This window comes from Acidovorax sp., from assembly GCF_046339755.1.
Classification (GTDB): Bacteria; Pseudomonadota; Gammaproteobacteria; order Burkholderiales; family Burkholderiaceae_C; genus Acidovorax.
Genome location: NZ_JBKDTZ010000082.1, coordinates 1 through 23,768, shown reverse-complemented (window position 1 = coordinate 23,768; position 23,768 = coordinate 1). Strand labels below are relative to the sequence as shown.

General features: G+C 69.0%; 22 protein-coding genes and 1 pseudogene. 2 read left to right on the top strand and 21 right to left on the bottom strand.

The features are described from left to right. Both ACK59X_RS06605 and ACK59X_RS06600 read left to right on the top strand, forming a co-directional pair. Positions 1-949, top strand: a pseudogene (locus ACK59X_RS06605) (hypothetical protein); the annotation flags it as partial. Positions 950-1,074: 125 nt separating this feature from the next. Continuing rightward, positions 1,075-1,506 carry a hypothetical protein gene (locus ACK59X_RS06600; protein ID WP_409956098.1) on the top strand — a complete coding sequence of 144 codons (432 nt, stop codon included), beginning with the start codon at positions 1,075-1,077 and terminating at the stop codon, positions 1,504-1,506. Between the two features lie 18 nt (positions 1,507-1,524). Here ACK59X_RS06600 and ACK59X_RS06595 read toward each other — a convergent pair whose 3' ends face one another. From ACK59X_RS06595 to ACK59X_RS06495, 21 genes are all read right to left on the bottom strand, one after another. Then, positions 1,525-2,019 (bottom strand): hypothetical protein, encoded by a 495-nt coding sequence (locus ACK59X_RS06595; RefSeq protein WP_409956097.1) that lies wholly within the window; start codon positions 2,017-2,019, stop codon positions 1,525-1,527. Between the two features lie 117 nt (positions 2,020-2,136). Continuing rightward, positions 2,137-4,068, bottom strand: coding sequence for a YhgE/Pip domain-containing protein (locus tag ACK59X_RS06590; RefSeq protein ID WP_409956096.1), 1,932 nt, complete (start codon positions 4,066-4,068; stop codon positions 2,137-2,139). Positions 4,069-4,358: 290 nt separating this feature from the next. After that, positions 4,359-4,748: a DUF5329 family protein gene (locus ACK59X_RS06585; RefSeq protein ID WP_409956095.1), complete on the bottom strand. Its 390-nt coding sequence runs from the start codon at positions 4,746-4,748 to the stop codon at positions 4,359-4,361. A gap of 130 nt (positions 4,749-4,878) precedes the next feature. Next, positions 4,879-5,253: a hypothetical protein gene (locus ACK59X_RS06580; protein ID WP_409956094.1), complete on the bottom strand. Its 375-nt coding sequence runs from the start codon at positions 5,251-5,253 to the stop codon at positions 4,879-4,881. Between the two features lie 47 nt (positions 5,254-5,300). After that, a complete protein-coding gene (locus ACK59X_RS06575; RefSeq protein WP_409956093.1) occupies positions 5,301-6,506 on the bottom strand; it encodes an amino acid ABC transporter substrate-binding protein in 1,206 nt (401 codons plus the stop codon). A 32-nt stretch (positions 6,507-6,538) separates the two neighbouring features. Next, on the bottom strand, positions 6,539-7,345 hold the full coding sequence (locus ACK59X_RS06570) for a nuclear transport factor 2 family protein (protein WP_409956092.1): 807 nt from the start codon (positions 7,343-7,345) through the stop codon (positions 6,539-6,541). Next, a complete protein-coding gene (locus tag ACK59X_RS06565) occupies positions 7,342-7,710 on the bottom strand; it encodes a MoaF-related domain-containing protein (RefSeq protein ID WP_409956091.1) in 369 nt (122 codons plus the stop codon). The genes ACK59X_RS06570 and ACK59X_RS06565 overlap by 4 nt, the downstream gene beginning before the upstream one ends. Before the next feature lie 109 nt (positions 7,711-7,819). Next, positions 7,820-8,203 carry a hypothetical protein gene (locus tag ACK59X_RS06560; RefSeq protein WP_409956090.1) on the bottom strand — a complete coding sequence of 128 codons (384 nt, stop codon included), beginning with the start codon at positions 8,201-8,203 and terminating at the stop codon, positions 7,820-7,822. A gap of 15 nt (positions 8,204-8,218) precedes the next feature. Further along, a complete protein-coding gene (locus ACK59X_RS06555) occupies positions 8,219-8,371 on the bottom strand; it encodes a hypothetical protein (RefSeq protein ID WP_409956089.1) in 153 nt (50 codons plus the stop codon). 161 nt (positions 8,372-8,532) lie between these two features. Then, positions 8,533-9,324: a helix-turn-helix domain-containing protein gene (locus ACK59X_RS06550; protein ID WP_409956088.1), complete on the bottom strand. Its 792-nt coding sequence runs from the start codon at positions 9,322-9,324 to the stop codon at positions 8,533-8,535. Positions 9,325-9,758: 434 nt separating this feature from the next. Next, the gene (locus ACK59X_RS06545; protein WP_409956087.1) at positions 9,759-10,202 is read right to left on the bottom strand and encodes a hypothetical protein; all 444 of its coding nucleotides are present in this window, start codon (positions 10,200-10,202) and stop codon (positions 9,759-9,761) included. A 7-nt stretch (positions 10,203-10,209) separates the two neighbouring features. Beyond that, positions 10,210-11,601 (bottom strand): 30S ribosomal protein S12 methylthiotransferase RimO, encoded by a 1,392-nt coding sequence (gene rimO / locus ACK59X_RS06540; RefSeq protein WP_409956086.1) that lies wholly within the window; start codon positions 11,599-11,601, stop codon positions 10,210-10,212. A gap of 251 nt (positions 11,602-11,852) precedes the next feature. Further along, a complete protein-coding gene (locus ACK59X_RS06535) occupies positions 11,853-12,854 on the bottom strand; it encodes an AraC family transcriptional regulator ligand-binding domain-containing protein (RefSeq protein ID WP_409956085.1) in 1,002 nt (333 codons plus the stop codon). 23 nt (positions 12,855-12,877) lie between these two features. Next, positions 12,878-13,696: an oxidoreductase gene (locus tag ACK59X_RS06530; RefSeq protein ID WP_409956084.1), complete on the bottom strand. Its 819-nt coding sequence runs from the start codon at positions 13,694-13,696 to the stop codon at positions 12,878-12,880. A 255-nt stretch (positions 13,697-13,951) separates the two neighbouring features. Further along, the gene (locus ACK59X_RS06525) at positions 13,952-14,368 is read right to left on the bottom strand and encodes a hypothetical protein (RefSeq protein WP_409956083.1); all 417 of its coding nucleotides are present in this window, start codon (positions 14,366-14,368) and stop codon (positions 13,952-13,954) included. Positions 14,369-14,541: 173 nt separating this feature from the next. Next, on the bottom strand, positions 14,542-16,737 hold the full coding sequence (locus ACK59X_RS06520; RefSeq protein ID WP_409956082.1) for a DNA/RNA non-specific endonuclease: 2,196 nt from the start codon (positions 16,735-16,737) through the stop codon (positions 14,542-14,544). Positions 16,738-16,968: 231 nt separating this feature from the next. After that, on the bottom strand, positions 16,969-19,071 hold the full coding sequence (locus ACK59X_RS06515; protein WP_409956081.1) for a site-2 protease family protein: 2,103 nt from the start codon (positions 19,069-19,071) through the stop codon (positions 16,969-16,971). Then, complete coding sequence (locus tag ACK59X_RS06510; protein WP_409956080.1) at positions 19,068-20,441, bottom strand: efflux RND transporter periplasmic adaptor subunit; 1,374 nt, start codon at positions 20,439-20,441, stop codon at positions 19,068-19,070. The genes ACK59X_RS06515 and ACK59X_RS06510 overlap by 4 nt, the downstream gene beginning before the upstream one ends. 13 nt (positions 20,442-20,454) lie before the next feature. Further along, positions 20,455-21,336, bottom strand: coding sequence for an efflux RND transporter periplasmic adaptor subunit (locus ACK59X_RS06505; RefSeq protein WP_409956079.1), 882 nt, complete (start codon positions 21,334-21,336; stop codon positions 20,455-20,457). Continuing rightward, complete coding sequence (locus ACK59X_RS06500; protein WP_409956078.1) at positions 21,336-22,919, bottom strand: TolC family protein; 1,584 nt, start codon at positions 22,917-22,919, stop codon at positions 21,336-21,338. The genes ACK59X_RS06505 and ACK59X_RS06500 overlap by 1 nt, the downstream gene beginning before the upstream one ends. Positions 22,920-22,933: 14 nt before the next feature. Beyond that, a complete protein-coding gene (locus tag ACK59X_RS06495; RefSeq protein WP_409956077.1) occupies positions 22,934-23,626 on the bottom strand; it encodes a hypothetical protein in 693 nt (230 codons plus the stop codon). Positions 23,627-23,768: the final 142 nt, after the last annotated feature.

Sequence of the window (23,768 nt, the reverse complement as noted above, 5' to 3'; positions counted from 1 at the left end):
CTACACGGTCACCCTGGACGGCGCAGGCATCAAGCTCACGCACACCGCCAGCGGCGTCTCCGACTGGCTGGTCGATGTGGAGCAGGTGCGCTTTGCCACCGGGCCCAGCCTCACGGTGGCGCACAGCGCGGCCGAGGAAGCCGCCGCATATCTGTTCCAGAAGTGGCTGGGCCGCGATCTCACGCAGAGCGAAGGGGCCATCATCCAGACGCTTGCGGGCCAGAGCGCCGAGCAGGTGGCCACCCTCTTTGCCCAGGTGTTCCCGACCCAGGCTGCAGGCAAGACGGCTGCGCAACTTCTGGAGGGCATGGCCAGCGCAGGGGCCATCCGCGTGGATGCCGTGCGCGATGTCATCGTGAACGGCGATGCCGGCAACAACACCGTCAGCCCCGCATTGGGCCTGGCGCGGTTTGTGGATGGCGGTGCAGGCATCGACACCGTGGTCATCCCGGCCACGCTGGCCCAGACCTTCGTGCAGGCCAACGGCGCGGGCAATTTCACGTTGCAGCGCCTGACCGATGGGGCGATGCTGGGCGTCACAAATGTGGAGCGGGTCAGCTTCGGCGACACCAAGCTGGCGCTGGACCTCTCCGGCAATGCCGGCCAGGCAGCCAAGCTGCTGGGCGCGCTGGCCGGACCGGGGGCACTTTCCAACAAGGGCCTGGTGGGTGAGGTGATCCGCCTGCTGGACGCTGGCGCCACCAGCCAAACCATTGCGGGCCTGGGCCTGCAGCTGTTGGGGGCGAGCACCCCCACGCAGATTGCGCAGACGCTGTGGACCAGTGTGGTGGGCCGCGCGGGCACGGACGGTGAGCTCAAGCTGCTTACCGACCTGATGGCCGGGGGCACCGGTGCGGCCGAACTGGTGGTGATGGCGGCCAATCTGGACCTCAATGCAGCCCGCATCGATCTGGTGGGGTTGGCGGCCAAGGGGATTGAGTTCGCCTGAGCGGCGGGTTCCCGTCGGGGCCCTGCGGCTGGGTGTACGCCTTGGCGCCATCTGCCCTGGGCGCACGGGGGCCCCGGGGCCCGTTGAATTCTTGCGGGCGTCACAATACCAGCGGACAATCCAGCATGGACTTGTCTGCCGATCTCAGAGCACTCCTTCCCCGCTGGCGGATCGACGGCGCTGACATGCTGCCGCCCAGCGATCCCGCGCACATCGAGGCCGTGTTTTCACGGCTGGGCCAACCCGCCACCGCCGAAGTGCTCACCCTGTACACCACCCTGGGCGGCATGGCGACCATGGACGGCGAGTTCTGGCGCTTGTGGTCGCTCGGCGAGGTCGAACGTGCCAACCAGGGCCCGCCCTCCGAATGGGGTGTGCAGTTTGCAGACTTCCTGACCCACAGCCACGTTTTTCGGCTCCGCACCACGGACAGCGGCCAGTCGGAAGTATTTGCCGACTCCCTGCAGCTTGGTAGCCCGCCCGTGCGCGTGGCGGCTTCGCTCAGCGAGTTTTTTGCCCTCTACCTGCAGCGCCCGGAACAGGTGCTGCAGCGCTGACCTGGTGGGGCCGCTCAGTCACACCGTGCCGGCCATGGTCAGCAACTGGCGCACCTGGCCCGGCAACGGTGCGCATTCGCCGCGCCCGAACCAGGGCCCCCAGCCCCCCAGTATCTTGCGCGAGAACCAGCCGCCCTCGGTGCGGTAGGCCTTGACCGATGCAGCCACGGTGCCGGTTCTGCGGTCCAGGTAGTCCGTCTGCTCCACGCGGATGGGGATCATCAGCCGGCCGGCCACCGTGCCATGGCCCTTGTGGACCTGGCGCAGGTCGCGCGCATGGGCCACCCGGAAGTGGATCTGCCAGGCGTTCTCGGGCCGGCACAGCGCCTCGAACTGCCGGGCGCCGGCAATCTCGTCGGCCATGGGCGCCAAGAACAGCAGGGGTGCGGCCACCAGCCACGCCGCCACCCTCACTGCGATGGGCACCGGGATCCGCTTCACCAGCTTGAACGCCAACGTCGACACGACGCCCGCCCAGAACAGGACGACCAGCAGGAACAGAAGGGCAGACATGGGTTCGTGCAGCGAGCGAGTGAGCGGATGAGGGCCGGACGAATCTAACACCAGCCCCCATCACCTGCCTGCCCTCCCGCCGCCCCAGCGGCCCCGGCCAGCGCCCGCCAGTGTGGCTCAGATATCCATGGTCGGTTTGTGCTCTTCCGGCGGCACGAAGCGCCATTGCCCCACCAGCAGCGAGAACACGAAGGCCCCGGCCGCGAACAAGGCCAGCACGGCCAGGGCCGTGCCCCACTCGCCGCCCAGGGCGCCGAAGGCGCTGGCGCGCACGGCCTTGATGGACCAGGTGAAGGGCAGCCAGGGGCTGATGTCGCGGTAGAAGGCGCTGGTCAGCTCCACCGGCAGCACTCCGCCGGCCGAGGACAGCTGCAGCACCATGAGGATCAGCGCGATGGCCTTGCCCACGTCGCCAAAGGCACGCACCAGGGCCAGGATGACGAGCATGAAGGTCAGCGAGGTGACCGCCATGGACAGCGCCAGCCCGCCCATGTCCACGGCCTTGAGCCCCAGCATCAGCCACACCATGAGCAGCACGCAGGCCGCCTGCAGCAGGTTCACGCTCCACAGCACCCAGAGCTTGCCCAGCAGCAGCGACACGCGCGAATAGCCCGCCGCCTCCTCGGGCAGGCGGCGCAGGTGGAAGATGAAGGCCGTCATCACCGCGCCCAGCCACAGCGCGATGGGGATGAAGTTGGGTGCCAGGCCCGTGCCATTATTCTTCACCGGTGCATCGATCTCGATCTGCGGCTTGACCGAGATCGCCAGGCCGCTGGCCGTGCCCTCGAGACCAGGGCCGCCCGAGGGCAGCGAGGCTTCGAGCGTATCGAGCCCCAGCACCAGTTGCGAAGACCCGTCCTTCACCTTCAGCAGGCCCGTGCGCAGCTCGCTGGCAGCACCCGCCAGCGCCTTGCTGCCGTCCACCAACTGGTCCACTTTCGCATCGGGCGGCACCTTGGCGGCCAGGGTCGAAGCGCCGGCCGCGTAGGCGCCAAAGCCGTCGGCCATCTGGGCCACGCCCTGGGACAAGGCCCCTGCCCCTTCGGCCAGCTTCGCCTGGCCCTGGCTGGCCTGCTGCAGGCCGCCGTGCAGCTGGGTGGCACCATCGGCCAGTTGCCCCGCGGCGCCAGACACCTTGTCGCCGCCGAAGAGCAGGGATTTGGATTCGTCGCGCAACTGCCCCGCCCCATCGGCCAGGCGCTGGGCGCCGTCTTCGAGCTGCGGCAGGGCCCGGCGCAGTTCCTCCTGGCCGCTGGCCAACTGCGTGGCGCCGGCCTTCAAGGCCTGCAGGTCCGCCGCCTCGGGCTTTTTCGCATCGAGCGTGCGCGCGCCCGTGCCCAATTGCTTCATGCCGTCGCCCAACTGCGCCACGCCGCTCGACAGGTCTGCCGCGCCCTTGGCCAATTGGGCCGAGCCGCCCTCGGCCTTGCCCATGCCGCTGTGCAGCGCCGCCGCCCCGGCGCGCAGGCGGGCCACGCCATCGTGCAGGCGCTGCAGGCTGTCGGCCGCCGAGGAGCTGGCACCCAGCACCACCTCCCAGCGCTTTTCGTTGAGCGATTCGTTGACCTGGTGGCCCAGCTCCTCGGCAAAGCGCTTGGCAAAGCCCGCACCCGCGTAGTTGTTGCCCTCCGAGGCGAACACCACCAGCTTGCCCGCGCCCGGCGATCCCGCAGCCATGGCCCCGGCGCTGAAGTCGGCGGGAATGACCAGCGCAAACAGGCTCTTGCCCTGGCGCACGGCACGCCGGGCCGCGTCCGGGTCGCCCTCTTCGTAGAAGCCGAACTGCTGCTTGTCCTTGAGCGTCTGCGCCAGGTCCATGCCCAGGTTCACCGCCTGGCCATTCGCCATGGCGCCACGGTCCAGGTTGACGATCGCGGCCGGCAGGTTGCCGGTGTGGCTGGCGGGGTCCCACACCGATTCGAGGTAGATGAAGGCGTAGAACGCCGGGATCACCACCACGCCCAGCAGGGACCAGCGCAGCTTGGGAAAGCTGCGCAGCAGCCGCGCCTCGAGCATCGAGACGCGCAATGCGTTGCTGAACAGGCGCATGGGCGGCGGGTCGGCTTGTGTCGTGTTGTTGTGTTTTTCGGGACAAGGCGAACAGGCCCTTGCGGCGGTGCGCCACAGGCCCGGCGGATGCCCTGCCGCCATGCCCGGAGTGTGCCCTGAACCGCGCGTATCCGCAGGGATTGCCGGCCCGGCTGCACCGCGCAAATGTGTAAAGATTTATGTAGCCTGCGGCCACGCAATGGTCCTGGGGCCCGTGGCCCGCCGCACCATGACAGGGCGCCGCCTTATGGACTGCGGTGCGGCTGGCCGGGCGCGTGGGCCCGATGCACTTACCTGGCGGCAGAGGGGGCGGCCGGGCCGCCCGTGGCGCGGATCTTCTCCAACTGCTTGCCGAACCACTGGGCACTGGGCTGGACCGTGCCGCTGCAGCGCACCTGGTAGGCCTGGCCCGAGGCACTGCTCGACGAGGCAGCCAGCTCGATGAACTTTTCTGCGCTGGGCAGGGTGGACCGTTTTTCGATGTACTCCAGCTTGCGCAGCAAGTGCGTCCTGGCCTGCGCGGCCCCATGCCAGGAGCCATTGCGCTGGAATTCGCAGCCCGAGGTCTGGAGCGCGGCCAGCAGCGCGTCGATCTCGCCGCGCACCGGTGCGGCTGCGGGTGCCGCGGCGGAGATGCCGGCCACCAGGCAGAAGCAAAGACCGATCAGAGTGCGCAGCATGTATCTCGCCGTTCCGGGAAAAGAAAGAGGGTGGTGCCCGCCTGGCGCCAGGATGGGTGGGTGGACGCGCGCCGCCTGCAGCGGCAGGCAGCCCGTGGTGGGCCCATTGTGCCCGGACTGCGCGCCCCGCTCAGTTCTTCTCGCCGGAGGTGATCTGCCCGGCCTTGACTGCGCCCTTCGTCTCGGCCTTCACCTCGGCGCGGTTGCGGCCATCGGCGCTGGGCTTGACCTTGCCATCGACCGGGTGCGCCTCGCCCCCACGCGCGATGTCGCCACGCTCCCTGGCGGCCGCGGTTTCGGCCTTGCGGTCGGCACGTGTCTTGGCGGAGTCGAGCTTGGGTTGCTGGTTGGTGCTTTCGCCGCGCGGGATGGCACCGGCGGCATTGGCGGCCTTGGTTTCGGATTTCACCTGCTCGCGCGACTCGGTCTGGGCCTGGGCTGTGCTGAAGGCAAGCGCCAGGGCGGCAGCGCCCAGGAGGGTCGTGGTGGTGGTGTTGATCTTCATGGGTTTCTTCTGTGGTGGAGCAAAAAAGTTGCAGCGAAAAGTGCTGGCTAGGGCGTGCGCGCGGCGGCATACGGGTAGACCAGCGGGCCCGAGGCCAGCTCGGGTGGCCAGACCACGGCCTGCCCTGCCCCGCCCTGGAATTCGCCCAGCGCATGGCCCGCAATGCCCTGGAACTGCACCTGCAGCACGCGCGGCACGGCCCACTCCCCGCCGGGGCCGAAGCGCACCGGTCCCATGACCGTGTCGAAGGTCGCGGCACGCGCATGGGCGCCCAGTCGCGCATCGTCCAGGCCCTGGGTGGCCTGCACGGCCTGCTCCAGCACCTGCATCTGCGCGTAGGCCAGCGGCGCGGTGTAGTGGCCGAGCAGGTCGACCCCGGCATCGGCCGCGCGGCCCTGGTAGCTGGCGAGGAAGTCCTGCACGCCCGGGAACATCAGCGCCGGGCTGGGCGCCCAGTACTCGTAGTTGACGAAGCCGTTGAGCAGGGGGCCCAGCGCGGTCTTCACCGCCGTGGCCTGCGGCCCGATCATCGAGGCGCCGACCATCTTCGGCCGGTAGGCGTGGGCATGCACGGCCCGCACCAGCGCGATGGAATCCTGCAGGTACGAGCAGATGAACAGCAGGTCGCACCCGCTCGCGGCCACCGCGTCCATCACCGGGGTGAAGTCCTCCGTGGCCAGCGGGTAGACCGCCTCGTGCACTACCTCGAAGCCGAAGCGCGCGGCGTTCTGCCGGGCGCCCACGATGGGGTTCCTCGCAAACACGGCGTCGGCGGACAGCAGGGCCACCGTGCGTGGCCGCGGCACCTGCTGCGCAGCCAGGGCGAAGAAGCCCTCGGTCAGCGTCGCATTGGGGTCCGGCCCCGTGGGGATCATCGCGAAGTAGTTCGCATAGCCGAGGGCGCTGTTCACCCCCAGGCCCTGCAGCCCGATGAAGAAGCGCTGGCGCTCCATCACCAGCGGCATGGCCGGGGCGATGCTGTTGGTGCCGTAGCCGCCGATCACCAGGTCCACCCGGTCTTCGTCGAGCAGGCGCTGGTACAGGGCGGGCACGGCAGCGGCGTCGGCATGGTCGTCCTGGCAGACCAGCTCCACCGGACGGCCCAGCAGGCCGCCGCGGCGGTTCACATCCTCCAGCCAGATCGCGTGCGCCAACTGCGCCGAGCGCGCGTTCGCCGCCACCGGGCCGGTGAGCGACAGGCAGTACCCGATGCGAATGGGGCCGGTCTTGGCGACTTTGGGGCTTGCGGGCATCAGAAATACTCCTCGGGTCGGGTTGGGGGCAATCAGTGCGAGGGGTCGAGAAAGACGAACAGCGTCTTTATCCTTCCGCCCTGGAAATGGGCCACGTCCGTACCGGTGACGGCGATGCCACCGCCTGGCAGGCTGCCCTGCCAGCGCAGGCGTCCGGTCCCGTGGTGGCCCACGGCCGGCCCGACGCCGGTGAAGCGGAAATCCGGTGGCAGGTTGGCGAGCAATGCCGACACGGCCTGGCCGATGGCTGCGTGCCCCGTGACCGAGCCATGGGGTTCATGGAGCACGGCATCGGCAGCGTAAAGTGCCTGGATTGCCACCATGCGCCGCGCGGCATCGCGCTCGCTGAACACGCGCGCCAGGTTGCCCTGCATGAGCGCGTCGTAGTCCACCGCGGCGTCTTCGGGTGCTTCAAGCGTCTGGTTGGTGGCCGCCTGCACCGCGGACTCGTCGGCCGAGAACATGGCCACGCCCGCCGTGCCGGCGCCGGGCGGGATTTCGTCCTGCAGCACGTCCCAGTGCTCGGCCAGCCGTCCGTCCTCGATGCGGAAGATGTCCACCACGACCTGCGGCTTGGGCGCCCAGCCGCGGATGCGCCCGTGGATGGCGACGTACGCCCCTTCGGCGATCACCATGCCGGGTTCGTAGTACACCTCTGGCGGCAACTGCGCCACCAGCGCGGCCAGTGCCTCGCGCCCCTGCGGTATGCCGGGGTTGTGCTGCACGTAGCCCGGCGCATACAGCCGCTCGACCACCGAGGCATCCCGGCGCTGGAACAGGGCCGTCATGGCTTCGAGCACCAGGGCCCGGTTCGGGTTGCTGTCTGCGCGCCCCGTCATTGCGCGGCCCCCGTGCCCTGGCCCACCATGCGGATGGGCGCCTGCATCTTCAGGAAGCGGCCATCGGGCAGCGTGGCGTAGGAGTGAAGCACCATTTGCACAAAATCCTCCAGGTGCACCACGGTGGCGCGGCTCGCCTCCTGCCAGCTGACCAGGAATACCCCGGGGCGCACCGTGGTCACGTCGAAACGGACCGTTTCGGTTCGCGCAAACGGCCCGTCGGCAATATCGAAGCGCATTTCGCGGCCGGGCAGCGTTTTCAATCGAACCGAGAATTCATCGAACGCTGCATCGAATACCAGTCCTGCTGGATATTCGGTGGCAGTCGATATGTCCCCGGCCCCTTCAATAATCGAATTCGTCAATGGCAACCTTTCAACAATCGTTGCCGCAACTATCCCCGAGGGGGCATGGGCCGGCAATGGCCAAATTTGCGCTTCGCTGTCTGAAATTGCGGTGCTTGCATCGGGGTATTCACCCGCAAGAATGCACGGGGATGCAACAGCAGGCCCCACCGTCGCCACAGCGTGGCCTGCATGGCCTTTCGATGCTGCGGCGTGCCTTCTGGAACTCCGCGCGCAGCAGGTGGCGGCTGTTGTCCAGCAGCGCGCCACCCGGCAGCTGCGCCGCCTCCACATCGCCCCAGGCCTTGGCGGGCGAATCGGCCAAGGCCTGGGCCTGGCCGTACACCATGCCCACCCGGCCTGCGGCCAGCTCCGCGGTGGGCGGCAGGCGCCCCTGCCGGTCGGCCCCGGTGGCGGGATCTGGGGCAGCCACCCCGTCCACCCGCTGGTCGAACGCCTGGCGCAGTTGCTCTGCGGGGGCCGGCGGGCGCTGCACCGAGCCGAGCGTGCGCACCTGCGCCGCGCTCCACTACCCGTCGAACAGGCTGGCCATCTGCGGGACCACCGGGCCGGCGATGAGCACGTCGCAGTCGAAGAAGTTGTACTGCGCACTGCGCAAAAAGTACTCGTCACCCACGTTGCGGCCACCGGCAACGGCCAGCGCACTGTCGGCGCTGAACATCTTGTTCAGGCGGCGAACCGCTGGCCCACGCAGCCGCGCGCGGGAAATGGGTGGAACAGGCGCACCTCCACCTGGGGATGGGCGCCCAGGCCATGCAGCCGCAGCAGGCGGGCAGGCAAGTGCACAAGCAGCTTCATCCATCCAGTTTGACGGCAGGCCATCTACGACTTTCGCTCGCGCCGCCAGGTGGCCGGCGCCGTGCCGGCGATGCGCCGGAAGGTCTTGCCGAAATGCACCGCATCGGCAAAGCCGGTGGCCTCCGCAATGGCGTCGAGCGATGCCTGAGTACCCAGCAGCAGGGACTGCGCGCGGCGGATGCGTGCCTCCAGTTGCCAGCGGTACGGGGCAAGCCCGGTGGAGGCCTTGAACGCGCGGCTGAAGTGCCATTGCGACAGCCCCACCAGGCTGGCCAGCTCGCCCAGGGTCACATGGTCCGGCAGGCTGGTCTCCAGGTAGTCCAGCACCCGCCGCAGCTGCCAGGGAGCCAGGCGCGCGGTCGCCGGCGAGGCAACTTCGGCCGGTTTCAAAAAGAGCTGTGCGGCCAGCACCGCAGTGAGCCCGTCGCCATAGAGCTGCATGGAGGGGTCGGGGTCATCCACCACCTCGGCCAACAGCCGCACGATGCCCCAGATGCGGTCGTCGACAAACCGCAGCCGGGGGACCTCGGCCGCGCAAGCGTCGAGCCGTGAGGACAGGCGCTCGCTGAGCGCGCCAAAGTCGAACTCCAGCGTGGCGTCCTTCACATAGTGCGCATGGGCGCTGAAACCCCACACCTGCAAGCCGGCGGGCGCATACAGCATCTGCCTGCGCTGGTAGGCAATGGGGCATGGCGTGCTTTCATGCAGGCGCGGCTCGGCATGCGCGCCGGTTTCTTCCAGCACCACGCTCAGGCGCGCCTGGCCACTGCCGGGCAACGGGTGAATCACCCTGCCGTCGCAATGAAACTCCGTCACGCAGAGGGAAACACCATTCCACTGCCGCTGCAGCGGCGATACGTCCAGAATATTTTCAGGCAGCACATGGGAACCATCGACCCTGGCATTCATATGAAATCAGAAATTCCCTGCATATTCACCCTCGGCACGGAGGGTGATGATGAACACCCCCGAGCTTAGGGATGTACGCGGGACCTGACCAGGGCCTGCTAACACTTTTTTCGGGGATCGCGTTGATCGAGGCCCGCAATGGCGCCATCGTGGCCAGCCCGGCCTACCTGGCCGCGCGGGGCACGCCCCAGGTCTTGCAGGACCTGGTGGCGCACGACTGCGTGACGTTTCGCGACCCCAGCGGCCGCGCCACCTGGCGCCTGGCCGATGCAGCCGGCAGCGCCGAGGAGGTGCTGGTCACCGGCCGCTGCAGTCGGTGGTGGACCCGGACAGGGCCCGCCTCAGCACTCGTACGGTTCGATCCTGAAGACCTGCGGCACACCCGCCTGGCGGCAGCCCTGCACGCAGCGGTACACGGGCCAGTGGCGGTCGCCGCAAACCTTCTTGTTGCCGGGCACCCGGCGGTAGGTGGTGCCGGCCAGCACCGTGCTGCCATCGGCACGGCAGGCAAAGCCGGAGACCATGTCCGGGGCCAGCTGGCACTGGCTGTCGAAGGGAACCACCACGCCCGGTGCGGCAGCCTGGGCCGCGGCAAGCGGCTGCTTTGCCGCGGGCCGAAGCGGGTTCACCCACAGCATCAGCTTGCCGTATTCACAGCCCCCATCGTTGACGGTGACTTCATGGGTGGCGGAGCGGCCCGTCCAGTCTTCGGAGCAGCCGGCATGCCCTGCCCCGCTCAGCAGCAGGGCAGCCGCCAGGACCAGGCATGCGCGCAGCATCCGCATCGGAGGGTCAGATCGGCTGGGCGATCAAGTCATGCCCGCGCACGCCCACGATGCGGGCGCGCGTGAACTCGCCCACCTTCATGGTCTTGCTGATCTTCTCGGGCGGCAGCAGTTGCACCGTGCCGTCGATCTCGGGCGCATCGGCATACGTGCGTCCCACGCCGCCCTTGCGGCCCAGGCCGGGGGCCGAATCGACCAGCACCTGCATGGTGGCGCCCACGCGGCGCTGCAGGCGGGCGATGGAGACCTCTTCGGCCACGGCCATGCAGCGGGCGCGGCGTTCCTCGCGCACTTCCATGGGCAGCATGCCGGGCAGCTCGTTGGCGGCGGCGCCGTTCACGTCGCTGTAGGCAAAGCAGCCCGCGCGGTCGATCTGCGCCTCGCGCACGAAATCCAGCAAGTGCTCAAACTCCGCCTCCGTTTCGCCGGGGAAGCCAGCGATGAAGGTGCTGCGGATGACCAGCTCGGGGCAGACCTCGCGCCAGCGCTGGATGCGCTCCAGGTTGCGCTCGCCGCTGGCGGGGCGCTTCATGCGCTTCAGGACATCGGGGTGGCTGTGCTGCAGCGGCACATCCAGATAAGGCAGCACGCGGCCCGTGGCCATCAGCGGCAGCACATCGTCCACGCTCGGGTAGGGGTACACGTAGTGCAGGCGCACCCAGGCGCCATAGGGCTCGGCAATCTCGCCCAGGGTCTGCACCAGCTCCAGCATGCGCGTCTTCACGGGCTTGCCGTCCCAGAAGCCGGTGCGGTACTTCACGTCCACGCCGTAGGCAGACGTGTCCTGGCTGATCACCAAGAGCTCCTTCACGCCGCCTTCGAACAAGGCCTTGGCCTCGCTCAGCACGTCGCCGATGGGGCGCGACACCAGGTCGCCGCGCATCGAGGGGATGATGCAGAAGGTGCAGCGGTGGTTGCAGCCCTCGCTGATCTTGAGGTAGGCATAGTGCTTGGGCGTGAGCTTGATGCCCGCCACGCCGAAGCCCCCGGGCACCAGGTCGATGAAGGGATCGTGCGGCTTGGGCAGGTTCAGGTGGACGGCATCCATCACCTCCTGCGTGGCATGCGGGCCGGTCACGGCCAGCACGCTTGGGTGCATCTGGCGCACCATGTTGCCGCCGTCTTCACCGGCACGCGCGCCCAGGCAACCGGTGACGATGACACGGCCGTTCTCGGCCAGCGCCTCGCCAATGGTGTCCAGGCTTTCCTTCACGGCATCGTCGATGAAGCCGCAGGTGTTGACGATGACGAGATCCGCCCCCTGGAAGGTCTTGGAGGTCTCGTAACCCTCGGCGCTCAACTGCGTCAGGATCAGTTCGGAATCCGTGAGGGCCTTGGGGCAGCCAAGGCTCACAAAGCCGACTTTGGGTGTTTTCGTGGGGGACAGTACTTCGCTCATATCCCCGTATTGTCCCAGTTCCGGGGGAAAACGGCTATTTCAGGGGTTCTGGGGTCGCTGTGGAAGACCTGGCGGATGGACTGTGACCGCATATTTTGATGCAGGCCGGGAATCGACCCGAAGCCGAATGCCTCTGAACCTTGGAATTCGGACAGGCGGACTCAGGCTGGAAGCGGGTATTCGCAGGTGTACGGCCGGCACCCGCTATCGACCCCTTGCAGACCTTCGCTGTTGCATAGACCGGCCGTTCGTCAGCTGGCCGTTCCGTGTCGCAACCCATCGGGTGTGCAGCCGGTCCAGCCGTGGAAGGCCCTGAAGAACGAGTTCGGGTCCTCGAAGCCGAGCAGGAACGAAATCTCGCTGTTCGACAGCGTCGTCTGCGACAAATAGTGGCGCGCCAGTGCCTCACGGATTTGATTGACCAGCGACTGAAACGTCTCACCGTCTTCTCCCAGCCGACGCTGCAGCGTTCGCTTGCTCATCGCAAGGCGGCCGGCGACAGCGTCCATCGATGCCTGCCCGCTGGGCAGCGCCTCCAGCAGCAGGGCGCGCACACGTTCGCTCGTGGACGCCGTCGCGTCGAGTTCCATCAGGCGGCGGCGAAGATCGGGCTCGAAGACTTGCCAGATCCCGTCGTTGGCGGTCAGGAACGGCAGATCGGCGTCGGAAGCTGAGAAGGTGATGCTGGCCGCCTTGCCTTTTCGGATCGGCGCGCCGAAGTAGCGTTCGTAAGCAAGCCGCGGTTCCGGGGTGGTGGGCATGGTCACCTGAACGGCCCGGATGGGTTCGCGCCTCGCCATTTGCACCAGGCGCACGAAAAACGCCAGTTCACTGGTCACCACGGCCAGCGGTGGCGTGACTCTGGCGTCCAGCCAGCGCGGGCACAGCGTCAAGGCCCCACGCTCGTCGACCGACACGTCCAGCGCCATCGGCGCCACCAACCTCTTGTAGTGAGACAGGCGTTGTGTGGCCAGCCGCAGATTCGGGCTGCACAGCGCTGCGAAGATCGGCGGCGAGAAGATCTCGGGCGTGATCGCGTCGACCAGCCGCAGCGGGAACAGGGGGTCGCCCACGGCTGCTTCTAGGCTGCGCCAGAAGTTGAAGTATTCAGCCGTGCCCAGCCCGACCTGCGGGCGCGCCAACAGATCTTCCGGCAAGCCGGCGCGGCGCATCACGTCGGCCGGCTTCACCCCCAGATCCTTGAGCAAGGTGCGCCAGCCGGCCTCCACGGGGAAGGTCTTGGCTTGTGTCATGCCTGTCTCCTTGGGGAATGCGCTCAGGCGACCTGGCTCATGATGGCCTTGTCGAAGACCCGATCGCCGAAGAACTTGCGAAGCAGGATCATCGGGCGCGCCAGCTTGCCGACGGCGTAGCGCGTGCGCGGCTTCCTGGCTGCGATGGCTTCGACGATGGCGTCCACCACCACCGAGGGCGGCGAGGCCGCGCCGGGTTTGCCATAGGAATCGCGTGTGCCCTTGGCCATGCCCTGAGCAAGCGCCTTGTACGGGCCCTGACCGGAACGCTTCAACATGGGGTTGAGCAAGACATTGCCGAACTCGGTCGCAATGATGCCGGGTTCGATGATGACCACGTCGATGCCGAAAGGTGCCAGCTCGATGCGAAGGCAGTCGCTCCAGCCCTCGATGGCATGCTTCGTCGCGTGATACCAGGCGCCCAGCGGGGTGTAGATCTTGCCGCCCATCGACGACAGGTTGACGATCTTGCCCGCACCCTTCTTTCGCATGGCCGGCAGCAGCAGTTGTGTCAGACGCGCCATGCCGAAAAGGTTGACTTCGAACTGGTAGCGTGCGTCGGCCATGCTGGTCTCTTCGACCGAGCCGTACATGCCGAAGCCGGCGTTGTTGATGAGCACGTCCACGCCGCCGTGGCCAGCGGTGATGGTCTGGACCGTCGCGACGATGTCGTCGTCCTGCGTGATGTCCATCTTCAATGCGATCGCGCCCATGGCTTGGAGGTCTTGCATCTGATCGAGTCGGCGTGCGGCAGCGTAGACCGTATGCCCATCGCGCAGCAAGCGCTTGGCGGTTTCCTTACCCATGCCCGACGATGCGCCGGTGACAAGAATGGTGCTCATAGGGTTCCTCTGTTCGGTGGTGGTGCCCGTTGCGGTGGTGAACAGGCGGTGAACAGAAGTCTAGGCAGCGCGACACGACTTGAGACTAGCAGAACGCGCCATAACACCAACCATCGGCGCCACGCTATTCACCCCAGTCGCGCCCACCTCCTGCGCGCTGGGCGAGGGCTCAAGGACTGCGTGTGGCCGAGAAAAGGGATATGGAGGGGGCTCTTCAGGGACAAGAAGGCGTTTTCACGGCTGCCGCGAGCCCAGCTACCCACTCACCTCCACCCGCACGACATGCCCGCGTTCGATGAAACAGGTGAAATGGCGCCGCGCCGTGCCGTCCTGCAGGCATTCAAACGACAGATCCCAGGGCTTCAGTTCGTCGCCATCGGCCGGAATGGACAATGCCACCCAGGCAAAGGCCTCGCGCCAGTCGGCCGGAAACGGCCGGCGCACCCAGTCCTCGTACTCGCCCACCAAAAGGTCCTCTGCCTTGTGAAAGGCTGCCTCGGGGTAGTGGACATAGCGCTCGAAGAACGCCACCTGCGCAGGCACCGGTTCCGCCTCGCCGGGGGCTTCGATGGCCAGGGTGAGGGGCCGGCCACCGAGCCCGGTTTCGCCTTCCCAATAGGCGCCTGACTTGGTGCGCATGAGCAGCAGGTCGCCCAGCACAGGGTGTGCCATCCGGCGGCTGGCGCGGTCCGACAAGAAAAGGCGCTGAAGAAAACCCATGGCTTGCCTGTGCGAATCAATCCTGCATGGCGTCAGATGCTAGCAGGCCTGCCCCTGGCTGCCCAGCGGTCGCTGTCGAGCGGCAGGCAGCCATGCCCGCCACCGAAATCAGGCAGGTTGCAGGCTCAGGCCTGTGCCTGGTCCGCCGCCAGCACCTGCGGGTCGAACACCACGCCGGCCAGCACCTGGATCTGGGCGAGGGTGGCGCGTTGCGCCTTGAACTCGGGCAGCTCCAGCCCCTCGTAGGTGATGCCATAGGCCTTCACCGCCGGCGTCTGGTCGAACACGTAGCCGTAGGCCTGCAGCGGTGCGTCGTTGCGCCGCGATGCGCGCACCACCACCACCTTCCAGAAGCGGGCCGGCACCTTCACCCCGGCCGTGCCCAGGCCCTGGGCGCCCAGCATGCCCTGGAACACGGGCCCGGCGAACAGCACCGCCTTGCCGCCACCGGCCTCGATCTGCTTGGCCAGTTCCACCTCGAAATGGCCCCAGATGCCGGTGGTGCCGGGCGCATACACGTTCTGGCCACTGCCGTCGCGCGGGCGCTCCTGGTTGAAGGCCTCGTGCTGCGGCGTGCAGTTGGTCCAGTGGTAGGTGTCCGAGTTGGCGTACTCCGTCTCCAGCCCCGGCGCACCCCAGCAGTTGTCCTCGCGGCGCACAACGTGGCCCCGGTCCACGCGCCGGGCGGGCTGGTAGATGTCCTGGTTGTAGAGCTGGCAGTCGGGTGGCACGCGCGGGTCGGGGCGCCAGTTCTCGCCGCCCAGGGCGGCGCGCGGGCGCGTGTCCTGGCGGGCGATGTCGCGGTAGTCCACGTTCGACGCGGTCCACTGGCACATCATGGCCTTCTTGTTCATGGCCAGCGAATAGTGGTGGTAGCGCAGCTCCAGCGGCTGGGCCGTGTCGCCCGCCTCGCTGAGGTCGAGCTCGGGCACGTCGGCATACTCGGCGTGGAACGCCTGGTAATCGGCGATGGAATACATCTGGGCCAGCAGGTCGGCATCGACGACCTGGGGCGGCGCGATGCTGCGGCCCAGAAAGCGGCGGTCGTAGCCTTTGCGCTCGGCGTAGCCGGGGTCGAAGACCAGCGTTTTCTCGGCAGCGGCAGGGGCCGGCGGTGCGGCAGCAGCCACCACGGCCACCACGGGCGCTGGCGCGGGCGCCGCCCCGGCAGCAGGCCGCACGCCCCCCGGCACCTCGCCGTAGTACTGGTGGATGGTGACCGGGCCGCTGAAGTTGAACTGGACGGGGCCCATGGGCATCGCTCCGGTAAGGGGGGTGGAAAGGGATGCGCTTTCCAGGTAGGCTGCGGGCTGCTGCACCGGGTCGCTCGTGGACGCGAGCAGCGCCTGCAGCAGCGGCTGCTCGGCCACGGACACCTGCGCCGCACGCAGCCGCTCGACGATGAAGCTCACGCGCGTGCCTTCGTTGGCCACCCAGGCGATCTCGGTCTCATCGCCGTCCTCCTGCCACACGCCGCCGCGCTGCGTCATGATCTCGCCGGCCGCGTTGAGCCGGGGCACGGCCGAGTGGTGCAGGCCCACCAGTTCCCAGTCCGTGTTGAACACCGGCGACCCGGAGGAGCCGCGGTCGGTGTCGGCCTCGTACTGCAGGTAGCCGCTGTCCAGGATGTCCACCAGCTTGTTGTCGGAGATGGCGAACTGGCGCTCGCCCCCGCCCGGGTGCTGCACCAGGTTGACGGGCTGGCCGGTCAGCACCTTGCCGGTGGCCTCCACCAGGCGCAGAAAGCCCAGTTCGGACAGCAGCTCGTTCTCCAGCCCGCGCTCCTTCACCGCGACGAGCGCGAAGTCGAGTCTGGCGTCGGAGAAGAAGAAGCGCTCCGGGTCCAGCTCATAGTGCTTGCCGGGCCGCACGCCCTTGTCGTCGCGCACATGGTGGAAATTGGCGGCGAAACCCGCCGCATCGCCCCGCACCTGGAAGACATGGTGGTTGGTGAGCAGCAGGCAGGGGTGCACCAGGAAGCCCGTGGCCACGCCCTGCGGCTCATACCCGCGGCCAGGCAGGGTCACGATGCGCGCGACCGGCGCGGCGGCCTTGCCCGCCTGCACGCTGGGGGCGAAGGGAACCGGGTCCCAGGTGCCGTTGATGGTGCGCTCGGTGAAGCGGCTGGTGCCGGAGAGCTTGCGCGCCTCGCGGGCAGTCCATTCCACCTGCCGCTTGGGCGTGTCGGCCGCGCCGATGCCTTTGTCGCGAATGCGCCGCAGGCCCTCCTCGCGCTGCGCCGTGCGCTCGGCCCAGCGCTTGGCGGATTGCCGCCACAGCGCGTGCCGCGCCTCCAGAATGCGCCCCATGATCGACGACATACCCCCTCCTTGCGCACGGCATCCGCCACGCACCGTTGGTTGAACCGCGCCAGGCGGTTGGCGTTGCACCAAGGCGATTTCTAGCGCAGGAATGTGACGGAGGCATGTTTTATTTGGCAGGCCATGCCTTCAGCCCGGTCTTGCGGACACCACGGGGCCTGCGTTCCGGCGCGACGCAGGGCCTGCCCCTCCACCTGCGCAGACCGTCCTGCGCCGGCCACCGGGCGCAGGTCAGAACCCGCTCTCGCGCACTGCCACCGCCGCCAGGCGCTTCAAGGTGCGCAGCAGCACGCTCTGCGCCTCGGCCTCGATGCTCACATGCCCGCGCGCCTCCCGGGCCTGGGGCAGGGGCTGTGACAGGCGCAGCCGCACGCGGTACAGGGCCTCCACCGGGGTGGTGGCCGACTGCCCTTCGGTCTGCGTGGCGATGGGCCCGCCGTAGCGGGCGGCCAGCATGGCGTGGGGCAGGCGGGCGGTGCGGGTGGTGTCGATGCTGACGACCGTGGCGTCCACGCTGTTCCACTGCTGGTGCAGGCGAAAGCGCGCGTGCGCGCCGGGCACGATGCGCTCGACCTCGCGCTGCTCCACATAGGCGTCCACCACCCAGCTCGAAGGGTCGAGCAGCACGCCCAGTTGCGTCTTGGTGCCCACCCAGGTGCCGGGCTGCACGGCGGGGTCCACGTCGGCCCACTGGCCGGCGAAGTCCGCGGCGATCTGCAGGCGGCCGGTCTCTTCCAGCACGGCCTCGGCTTCGGCCAGTTGCTCCTGCAGCCGGCCGGTGGCGGTCTTTTGCTGCTCCATGCCACGCTCGTCCGCGACCAGGCCGGTCAGGCGCTGCTGCAGCGCTTGCACCAGGGCATCGGTGCGCACTTCGCGCGCGGCCAGGTCGGGCGCCTCGAACTGGGCCAGCGGGGCGCCCTGCCCCACCGCCCCGCCGGGCGCAACGCGCGTGACGCGCGCCGCAAACGGGGCGAACACCAGCTGCTGGCGCTCGGCGCGGGCCACGCCGGAGGCCTCGACCTTGGTGGGCCACGGAACGGCCATCGCGACCAGCAGCGCGGCCGGCAGCAGCCACAGCACAAAGCGCCTGCCCGGGCGCACCTCGGACCAGCGCTGGCGCCAGACGGTGATTTCAGACCAGAGGGGACGCACGATGAACCACACCACTTCCACGGCAAAAAGAAAGATCCCGAGCACCTTGAAGAACATCAGGTACACAGCCACGGCGATGCCCAGGAACACCAACAGCCGGTACACCCAGGTGAACACGGCAAACCCCACCAGGGCGCGCCGCTGGCGCGCGGTCACGGGCTCGGGGTCCGGCTCGTCCCAGCCCAGCAGGGTGCGGCGCAGCCAGGCGCGCGCGATGGCGCCCGAGCGCTCGTGCAGGTTGGGGTAGTCGAGCAGGTACGAGGCGATGAAATAGACGTCGAAGCGCATGAACGGGCTGGCGTTCAGGGCCAGCGACAGCACCCAGCCGGTGGTCGCCAAGTAGAGCATGGCCTGGCGCAGCGGGCCGTCGTCCAGCAGCGCCCAGGCCAGCGTGGCCAGGCCCGCCAGCGCCATTTCCACGGCAATGCCGGCCGACGAGATCGCCAGCCGCTGGCGCGGCGTGCGCAGCTTCCAGGACTCGCTGGTGTCGGTGTAGAGCATGGGCCACAGCACCACCAGCGCCACGCCCATGTGCGCCACGCGCACCCCGTGGTGCGTGGCCACGAAGGCATGGCCCAGCTCGTGCAGGGTCTTGGAGACGGCCAGCGCGATCAGGAAGCCCAGGATGCCGCTGGGCGAGAGGATGTCCATCACGCCATGGGTGAAGCTGTCCCACTGCCGCGCCACCATCACGATGCCGAGCAGCGAGGCCAGCACGATGGCCGCGATGCCCGGCCCCGAGCACAGCGGCCGCACAAAGGGCAGCAGCGCCGCCAGCCAGCGCTCGGGCCGTACCAGGGGAATGCGGATGAACAGGTAGTGGTTCAGCCACCAGCGCCAGTGCAGCCAGCCCGGCCCGCCGGCCTTGGCCGCCAGCCGGGCCAGCGCCTGGTCCGAGGGGCGCACCAGCTGGTGCTGTGCCAGGAAGCGGCCGAAGTCCTCCACCAGTTCCCGGTCGGCATACAGGGGGGTGTTCTCGGCAATGTCGCGGGCGATGGCATCGGGGTCGCCCGGCCAGCGCACCAGGCACTCGAACTCCAGCCAGCCGATGCGAAAGAAGCGGTTGGTCACCGGGTCCTGGATGGACCAGGCCGGGGCGCCGTCCCTGTCGGGCGCCGCCTCGTGCAGGCGCAGGTCCTCGCGCAGGGGCAGGCCGCGCAGCGCCGCGTCGGGGCTGTTCACCAGCCGGTCCATTCGCGCACCGAGGCCAGGGGCCGGCGCAGCAGGTAGTAGCCCAGGAAGACGCGGCTGCCATAGATCTTGGCCGTGCCGCGCAGGCCGATGCGGGCCTGCTGGGTGCGGCCCGGGTCCTCGTCGAACACGGCGCGCAGGCGGTAGCTGGCCACGCCTTCGGGCGTGACGATGGCCTGGTAGCTGGTTTCGGACACCTTGGCGTCGAACGGGGCCAGCGGCATCACCGTGAGGAACAGCTTCACCGTGGCCCCGGGCTCCAGCGCAATCGCGTCCGCCGCGGGCAGGTTGATCATCACCCCGGGCTTGGCCGGGTTGGCCAGCAGCATGATGCGCTCGCCCGTGGTCACCGGGCGCCCGAGCCATTCGTCCGCGTCGGCAAACACCGCCACGCCCGCGCGCGGGGCCACGATGTCCACGCGCGCCAGCTGGGCGCGTATGGCCTCGAGCTCGGCGCGCTTTTCATTCGCGCGGCCGGTCAGCAGCGCCAGGTCCGACTTGCTCTGGAAGCTGTCGAAGGCCTTCTGCGTGGCCACCTGCAGCTCCGCATCGGCCACCGCCACGGACTTCTGCGCCACTTCGAGCCGGTTGCGCAAGGTGGTGTCGTCCAGCGAGAACAGCACCTCCCCGGCCCTCACGTTCTGGTTGGGCCGCACGTGGATGGCCTTGACCACGCCCTCGATGGGCGCCGTGACGGCCTGGGCGTCGAGCGAGATCACCTCGGCCGGCGCCAGCGAAGAGTGGCGCACGGGGATGAAGAGCAGCGCCACCACGGCCGCCAGCAGCGCATACCGGCGCGTTCGCCCCAGGCCGCTCCAGCGGCTGCGCCACGACGAGCGCGGCTTGCCCGCCAGCATTTCCCAGCAATAGCCCCAGGTGGCGGCCAGCCGCGCCAGCGCCTGCGCCACGGGTGCGGGGGGTGCGGCGTCGAGCAGGAAGACGGCCCACCCCAGGCGCTCGCCCGAGCGCCGGGCAATCGGCTGCACCCACACCCCGGCGGGCCACCATTCCTGCCAGCCATCGAGCAGCCCGGCCGGCATGCCCCTGGCGGGGCCGGGCTGGGCGATCCAGGCCGGCCCGTCGCCCTCGCACTGGGCGCGCAGCCAGGGCCAGGCCCGGCGCAGCCAGATCAGGTAGGGGCTGTCCTCGGCCGGGCGCGCCAGCCCCGACACCGTGAGCAGCGTGGCACCTGCGCTGTCGCCGCCGAACAGCAGGGCCTGGCGGAAGCCGAGCAGGCCGTAGCTGTCGTTGGCGATGCCAAAGCCCAGTTCGCTGACCGTGTTCGCAGCGCGCGCGCGGGCTTCGAGGGCGGTGACGATGTCGGCCAGGCGCGGCTGGACCTGCGCTGCAGGGGCGCTCATGGGGTCATCGCATTCACGGCAGGTCTTTGAAGCGGGCCACGCCGGTCATGCCGCCCAGCAGTTCGGGGTTCTTGCCGGCGATGCTGCCTTCCAGCTCCACCGTCTGCGCCACGGCATCCACGCGAGCGTTGATCGCCGTGACCTTGGCCTGGTAGGTCTTGCCGGTCTCGTCGATGCTGACCTCGAACGGTGCACCCTCGCGCAGCGTGCGCAGGATCCGGGAGGGCGCGTTCAGGCGCACCTTGAGCGGGCCCTCGCTCACCATCTCCAGCAGCGGCGCACCTGCATTCACGCCCTGGAAGGGCTTGACGTGCAGGCGCACGATGCGGCCCGCGAACGGCGCCACCACGGTGCACTGCGCGATCTGCGCGCGCGACAGGCGGATGGCGGCATTCGCCTTGTCGCTGGCGGCGGCGGCCAGTTGCACTTCGGACTGGCCGGCGGCTTCGAGCTCATGCAGGCGGCTCTTCACGTCCAGCGTTTCCTTGGCGGCGGCATGCTCGGCCTGCGCCATCTGCAGGCGGGCCGAGGGCTCGCTGCAATCGAAGGTCACCAAGGCCGCGCCCTTGGGAACGCTTTTGCCCAGCGAGGCATTCAGGGACGAGATGCGCCCGACGATCTGCGAGACCAGCGTGGTCTCCAGCTCAGGCGCCAGCAGTACGCGGAGGGCACCGGTGCCGGCATCGACAACCGCTGGCGCCGCGCCCGGCGCGGCAGGCCGCGCTGCGGCGGGCTGCACCGACAGGCTGGCCGGCGAGAGCTGCAGCGCGCCCTCCCCGGCCGGGGCCGGCCGGGCGGCGGGGGCCTGCGCCCACGCGCCGGTCGCCGTGGCCAACAGCAGCATCAGCACGGCGGCAGCGCTGCGCGGTCCGCGCGGTGCGAAACGAGCCGCCATCACTGGCCTCCCGCGCCGGGGGCCGTGGCCGTGCCGGTCTTGAATACCTGCGCCTGCCAGCCGCTGGTCGTGGTCTCCATGGCGCGGGCCAGCGACTGCACGTCGTGGCTGGCGATGGCCTGGGGCAGCACATCCAGGCCGACCGAGTTGTACAGGCGGCCCCACGCAGCCTGGGCATTGGAGTACGTGGCGTAGCGCTGGTACTCGGCCAGCAGCGCACGGGCCTCGGCGCGGATCACTTCCAGGCGCGAGTCGAACTGGGTCTTCGCGGCCTTTTGCGAGAAGCTCAGCAGGCGGCTGTCCACGGCCAGGCTCTCCTCGGAGAACTTGAGCTCCGACAGCGCCAGGTCATAGCGCTGCACGCCCACGCGCACCTGCGTCAGCACCGCCATCGACAGCGCCATGCGGCGCAGGTCGTCGGTTTCGTTCTGGGCCTTGTGGGCACGCTCCAGCGCCGGCAGCTGGGCCAGCTTGAGCACGTTCCAGGACAGGCGCACGCCCACGTCCACCCAGTTGCTGTTGTAGTTGTACTTGTTGGAGTCGTAGCTCGGGCCGGCATCCACGCTCAGGTTGGGCCACAGCAGCAGCTTGGCGGCCTTGATGTCGTTCTCGGTCACGCGCTTGCGGTAGGACTCCTCCAGCAGCTCGGGGCGCTTTTCGAGCGCCATGCGCTCCAGGGCCTCGATGTTGGTGGGCGTCGGGGGCAGCGCGATCTCCTGCTCGTCAGCCAGCGTGTACGCCGTGCCGGGCGGGATGGACATCAGCGCCGTCAGCTCGGCGCGCGCCAGCTCCAGCTCCTGGCGCCGCAGGGTCAGCAGGTTCACCGCGTCCAGCAGCGCGCGCTGGTAGGCCAGCACCTGGCTCTGCGGCATCAGGCCTTCCTTTTCCACCTGCCGGGCCTGCGCCAGCGCCGTGTTCACCCGGGCCAGCAGCGCGTCCCCGCGGCCGATCAGCTTCTGCGCGCCCAGGGCGCGCCAGTAGCTGTTGCGCACGTCCTGCAGCACGTTCTGCGCGACCTTGCGGCGGCGCTCCTCGGCCATGAGGAACTGGTCGGCCTTTTGCTGGGCGCGGTAGTACGAGACGCCGAAGTCCAGCACGTTCCACGAGAAGGTCAGGTTGGCCAGGGTGCGGTCACGCTCCTGCGAGGTGGAGGGGCGCAGCGACTCGATGCGGTCCTGGATGCCGATGGAGCTGCCGCCCGAATCGTTGTTGCGCGAGGCGTAGCCCGCACCCGCCACCAGGCGGGGCAGCATTTCGTAGGTCGCAGAGTCCGCCAGGTTCTTGGCCAGCGCGTTCTCCATGAGCTTCAGGCGGTAGTCCAGGTTGTACTTGAGCGCCCGGGCCGATGCCTCGTGGAAGGTGATGGGTGCGGTCACCGGCTCCTGGCCGGCATAGATCGCCTTGCGGTCTGACGTGACGCGCGCCTCGATCTCGTTCTGGGTCAGCGACACGGGCGTGACGGAACCGCAGGCCGCCAGCAGCACCGGCAGGCAGGAAAGGGTCGCCAGCCGCAGCGGCGAAGCGAACATGCGCAGGCGGGGTTTCTGGGTGTGGGACATGGACAGCGACAACAGATGGTTCATGGTGGGTGGTGAATTCAGGAAGCGGTGGAACCGGGGCTTGCAGAGCGCGCGGCACCAGGCACCGCGCCGGGCACGGAACCAGGCAGGCGGGTTCCGGCGCTTCGCAGCTGGTCGGAAAACGATGGCGCGCCGGCGGCACGCGGCGCCGCCGTGGCTGCTGGCGCAGCAGCGGGCTGCGGCGTCGCCGCATCGCCCTGGCGGCCCTGCGTGCCCTGTGCGCCTTCTGCATTGGCCTCTGGCGCGGGCTTGCCGTCGGTGGACTGCTGGGGCTCCTGCCCCGGCATCTGCGGCACGATCTGCTCGCCCAGGGCCTCGAACCATTCGGGCGTGGGAATGCGCCCGTCGCTGCCCAGCGAGATGCGGCCCAGGCGGCCTTCCACGATGTCGCCCAGCAGCTCGCCGCGCGCCTGCGACTCGCGCACGGCCGTCTGCACGAACAGGGCCGGGTCCATGCCCAGGCCCAGGCCGAGGGTCTGGCTCTGGATGCCGCCATGCTTCCCGGCGCCCGGGTTGCTGAAGAACAGCGGGTCGGACAGCTCGCGCTCGGCCTGGGCCTCATGGACGCCCGGCGTGACGTACACGATAGGGTGCATGGGCACGGACAGGCGCACCACGTTCGTGAACACGCTGCCGTCGAAGAACACGCTGGCCTCGCGCGCCTGCTCGCCCACCAGGGGGTTGAGCGGCTGCAGGCTGATTGGCGGCACGGGCGCGGGCGGCTCCACCACGGTGGGTTGCTGCGGCGCGACCTCCGGCGCCGGGGGCGCGGGTGGCAGGGGCGGTGTCGGCGGGGCAACCGGTGGCGGAGGCTATACCGGCAGTGGTGTCGATACCGGCGGCGGCGACACG

Excerpts from the sequence above, each read along its gene's own strand:
- ACK59X_RS06600 (WP_409956098.1), top strand. The coding sequence starts at position 1,075 with ATGGACTTGTCTGCCGATCTCAGAGCACTCCTTCCCCGCTGGCGGATC.
- ACK59X_RS06595 (WP_409956097.1), bottom strand. The coding sequence starts at position 2,019 with ATGTCTGCCCTTCTGTTCCTGCTGGTCGTCCTGTTCTGGGCGGGCGTC.
- ACK59X_RS06590 (WP_409956096.1), bottom strand. The coding sequence starts at position 4,068 with ATGCGCCTGTTCAGCAACGCATTGCGCGTCTCGATGCTCGAGGCGCGG.
- ACK59X_RS06585 (WP_409956095.1), bottom strand. The coding sequence starts at position 4,748 with ATGCTGCGCACTCTGATCGGTCTTTGCTTCTGCCTGGTGGCCGGCATC.
- ACK59X_RS06580 (WP_409956094.1), bottom strand. The coding sequence starts at position 5,253 with ATGAAGATCAACACCACCACCACGACCCTCCTGGGCGCTGCCGCCCTG.
- ACK59X_RS06575 (WP_409956093.1), bottom strand. The coding sequence starts at position 6,506 with ATGCCCGCAAGCCCCAAAGTCGCCAAGACCGGCCCCATTCGCATCGGG.
- ACK59X_RS06570 (WP_409956092.1), bottom strand. The coding sequence starts at position 7,345 with ATGACGGGGCGCGCAGACAGCAACCCGAACCGGGCCCTGGTGCTCGAA.
- ACK59X_RS06555 (WP_409956089.1), bottom strand. The coding sequence starts at position 8,371 with ATGTTCAGCGCCGACAGTGCGCTGGCCGTTGCCGGTGGCCGCAACGTG.
- ACK59X_RS06545 (WP_409956087.1), bottom strand. The coding sequence starts at position 10,202 with ATGCGGATGCTGCGCGCATGCCTGGTCCTGGCGGCTGCCCTGCTGCTG.
- rimO (WP_409956086.1), bottom strand. The coding sequence starts at position 11,601 with ATGAGCGAAGTACTGTCCCCCACGAAAACACCCAAAGTCGGCTTTGTG.
- ACK59X_RS06535 (WP_409956085.1), bottom strand. The coding sequence starts at position 12,854 with ATGACACAAGCCAAGACCTTCCCCGTGGAGGCCGGCTGGCGCACCTTG.
- ACK59X_RS06530 (WP_409956084.1), bottom strand. The coding sequence starts at position 13,696 with ATGAGCACCATTCTTGTCACCGGCGCATCGTCGGGCATGGGTAAGGAA.
- ACK59X_RS06525 (WP_409956083.1), bottom strand. The coding sequence starts at position 14,368 with ATGGCACACCCTGTGCTGGGCGACCTGCTGCTCATGCGCACCAAGTCA.
- ACK59X_RS06520 (WP_409956082.1), bottom strand. The coding sequence starts at position 16,737 with ATGTCGTCGATCATGGGGCGCATTCTGGAGGCGCGGCACGCGCTGTGG.
- ACK59X_RS06510 (WP_409956080.1), bottom strand. The coding sequence starts at position 20,441 with ATGAGCGCCCCTGCAGCGCAGGTCCAGCCGCGCCTGGCCGACATCGTC.
- ACK59X_RS06505 (WP_409956079.1), bottom strand. The coding sequence starts at position 21,336 with ATGGCGGCTCGTTTCGCACCGCGCGGACCGCGCAGCGCTGCCGCCGTG.
- ACK59X_RS06500 (WP_409956078.1), bottom strand. The coding sequence starts at position 22,919 with ATGAACCATCTGTTGTCGCTGTCCATGTCCCACACCCAGAAACCCCGC.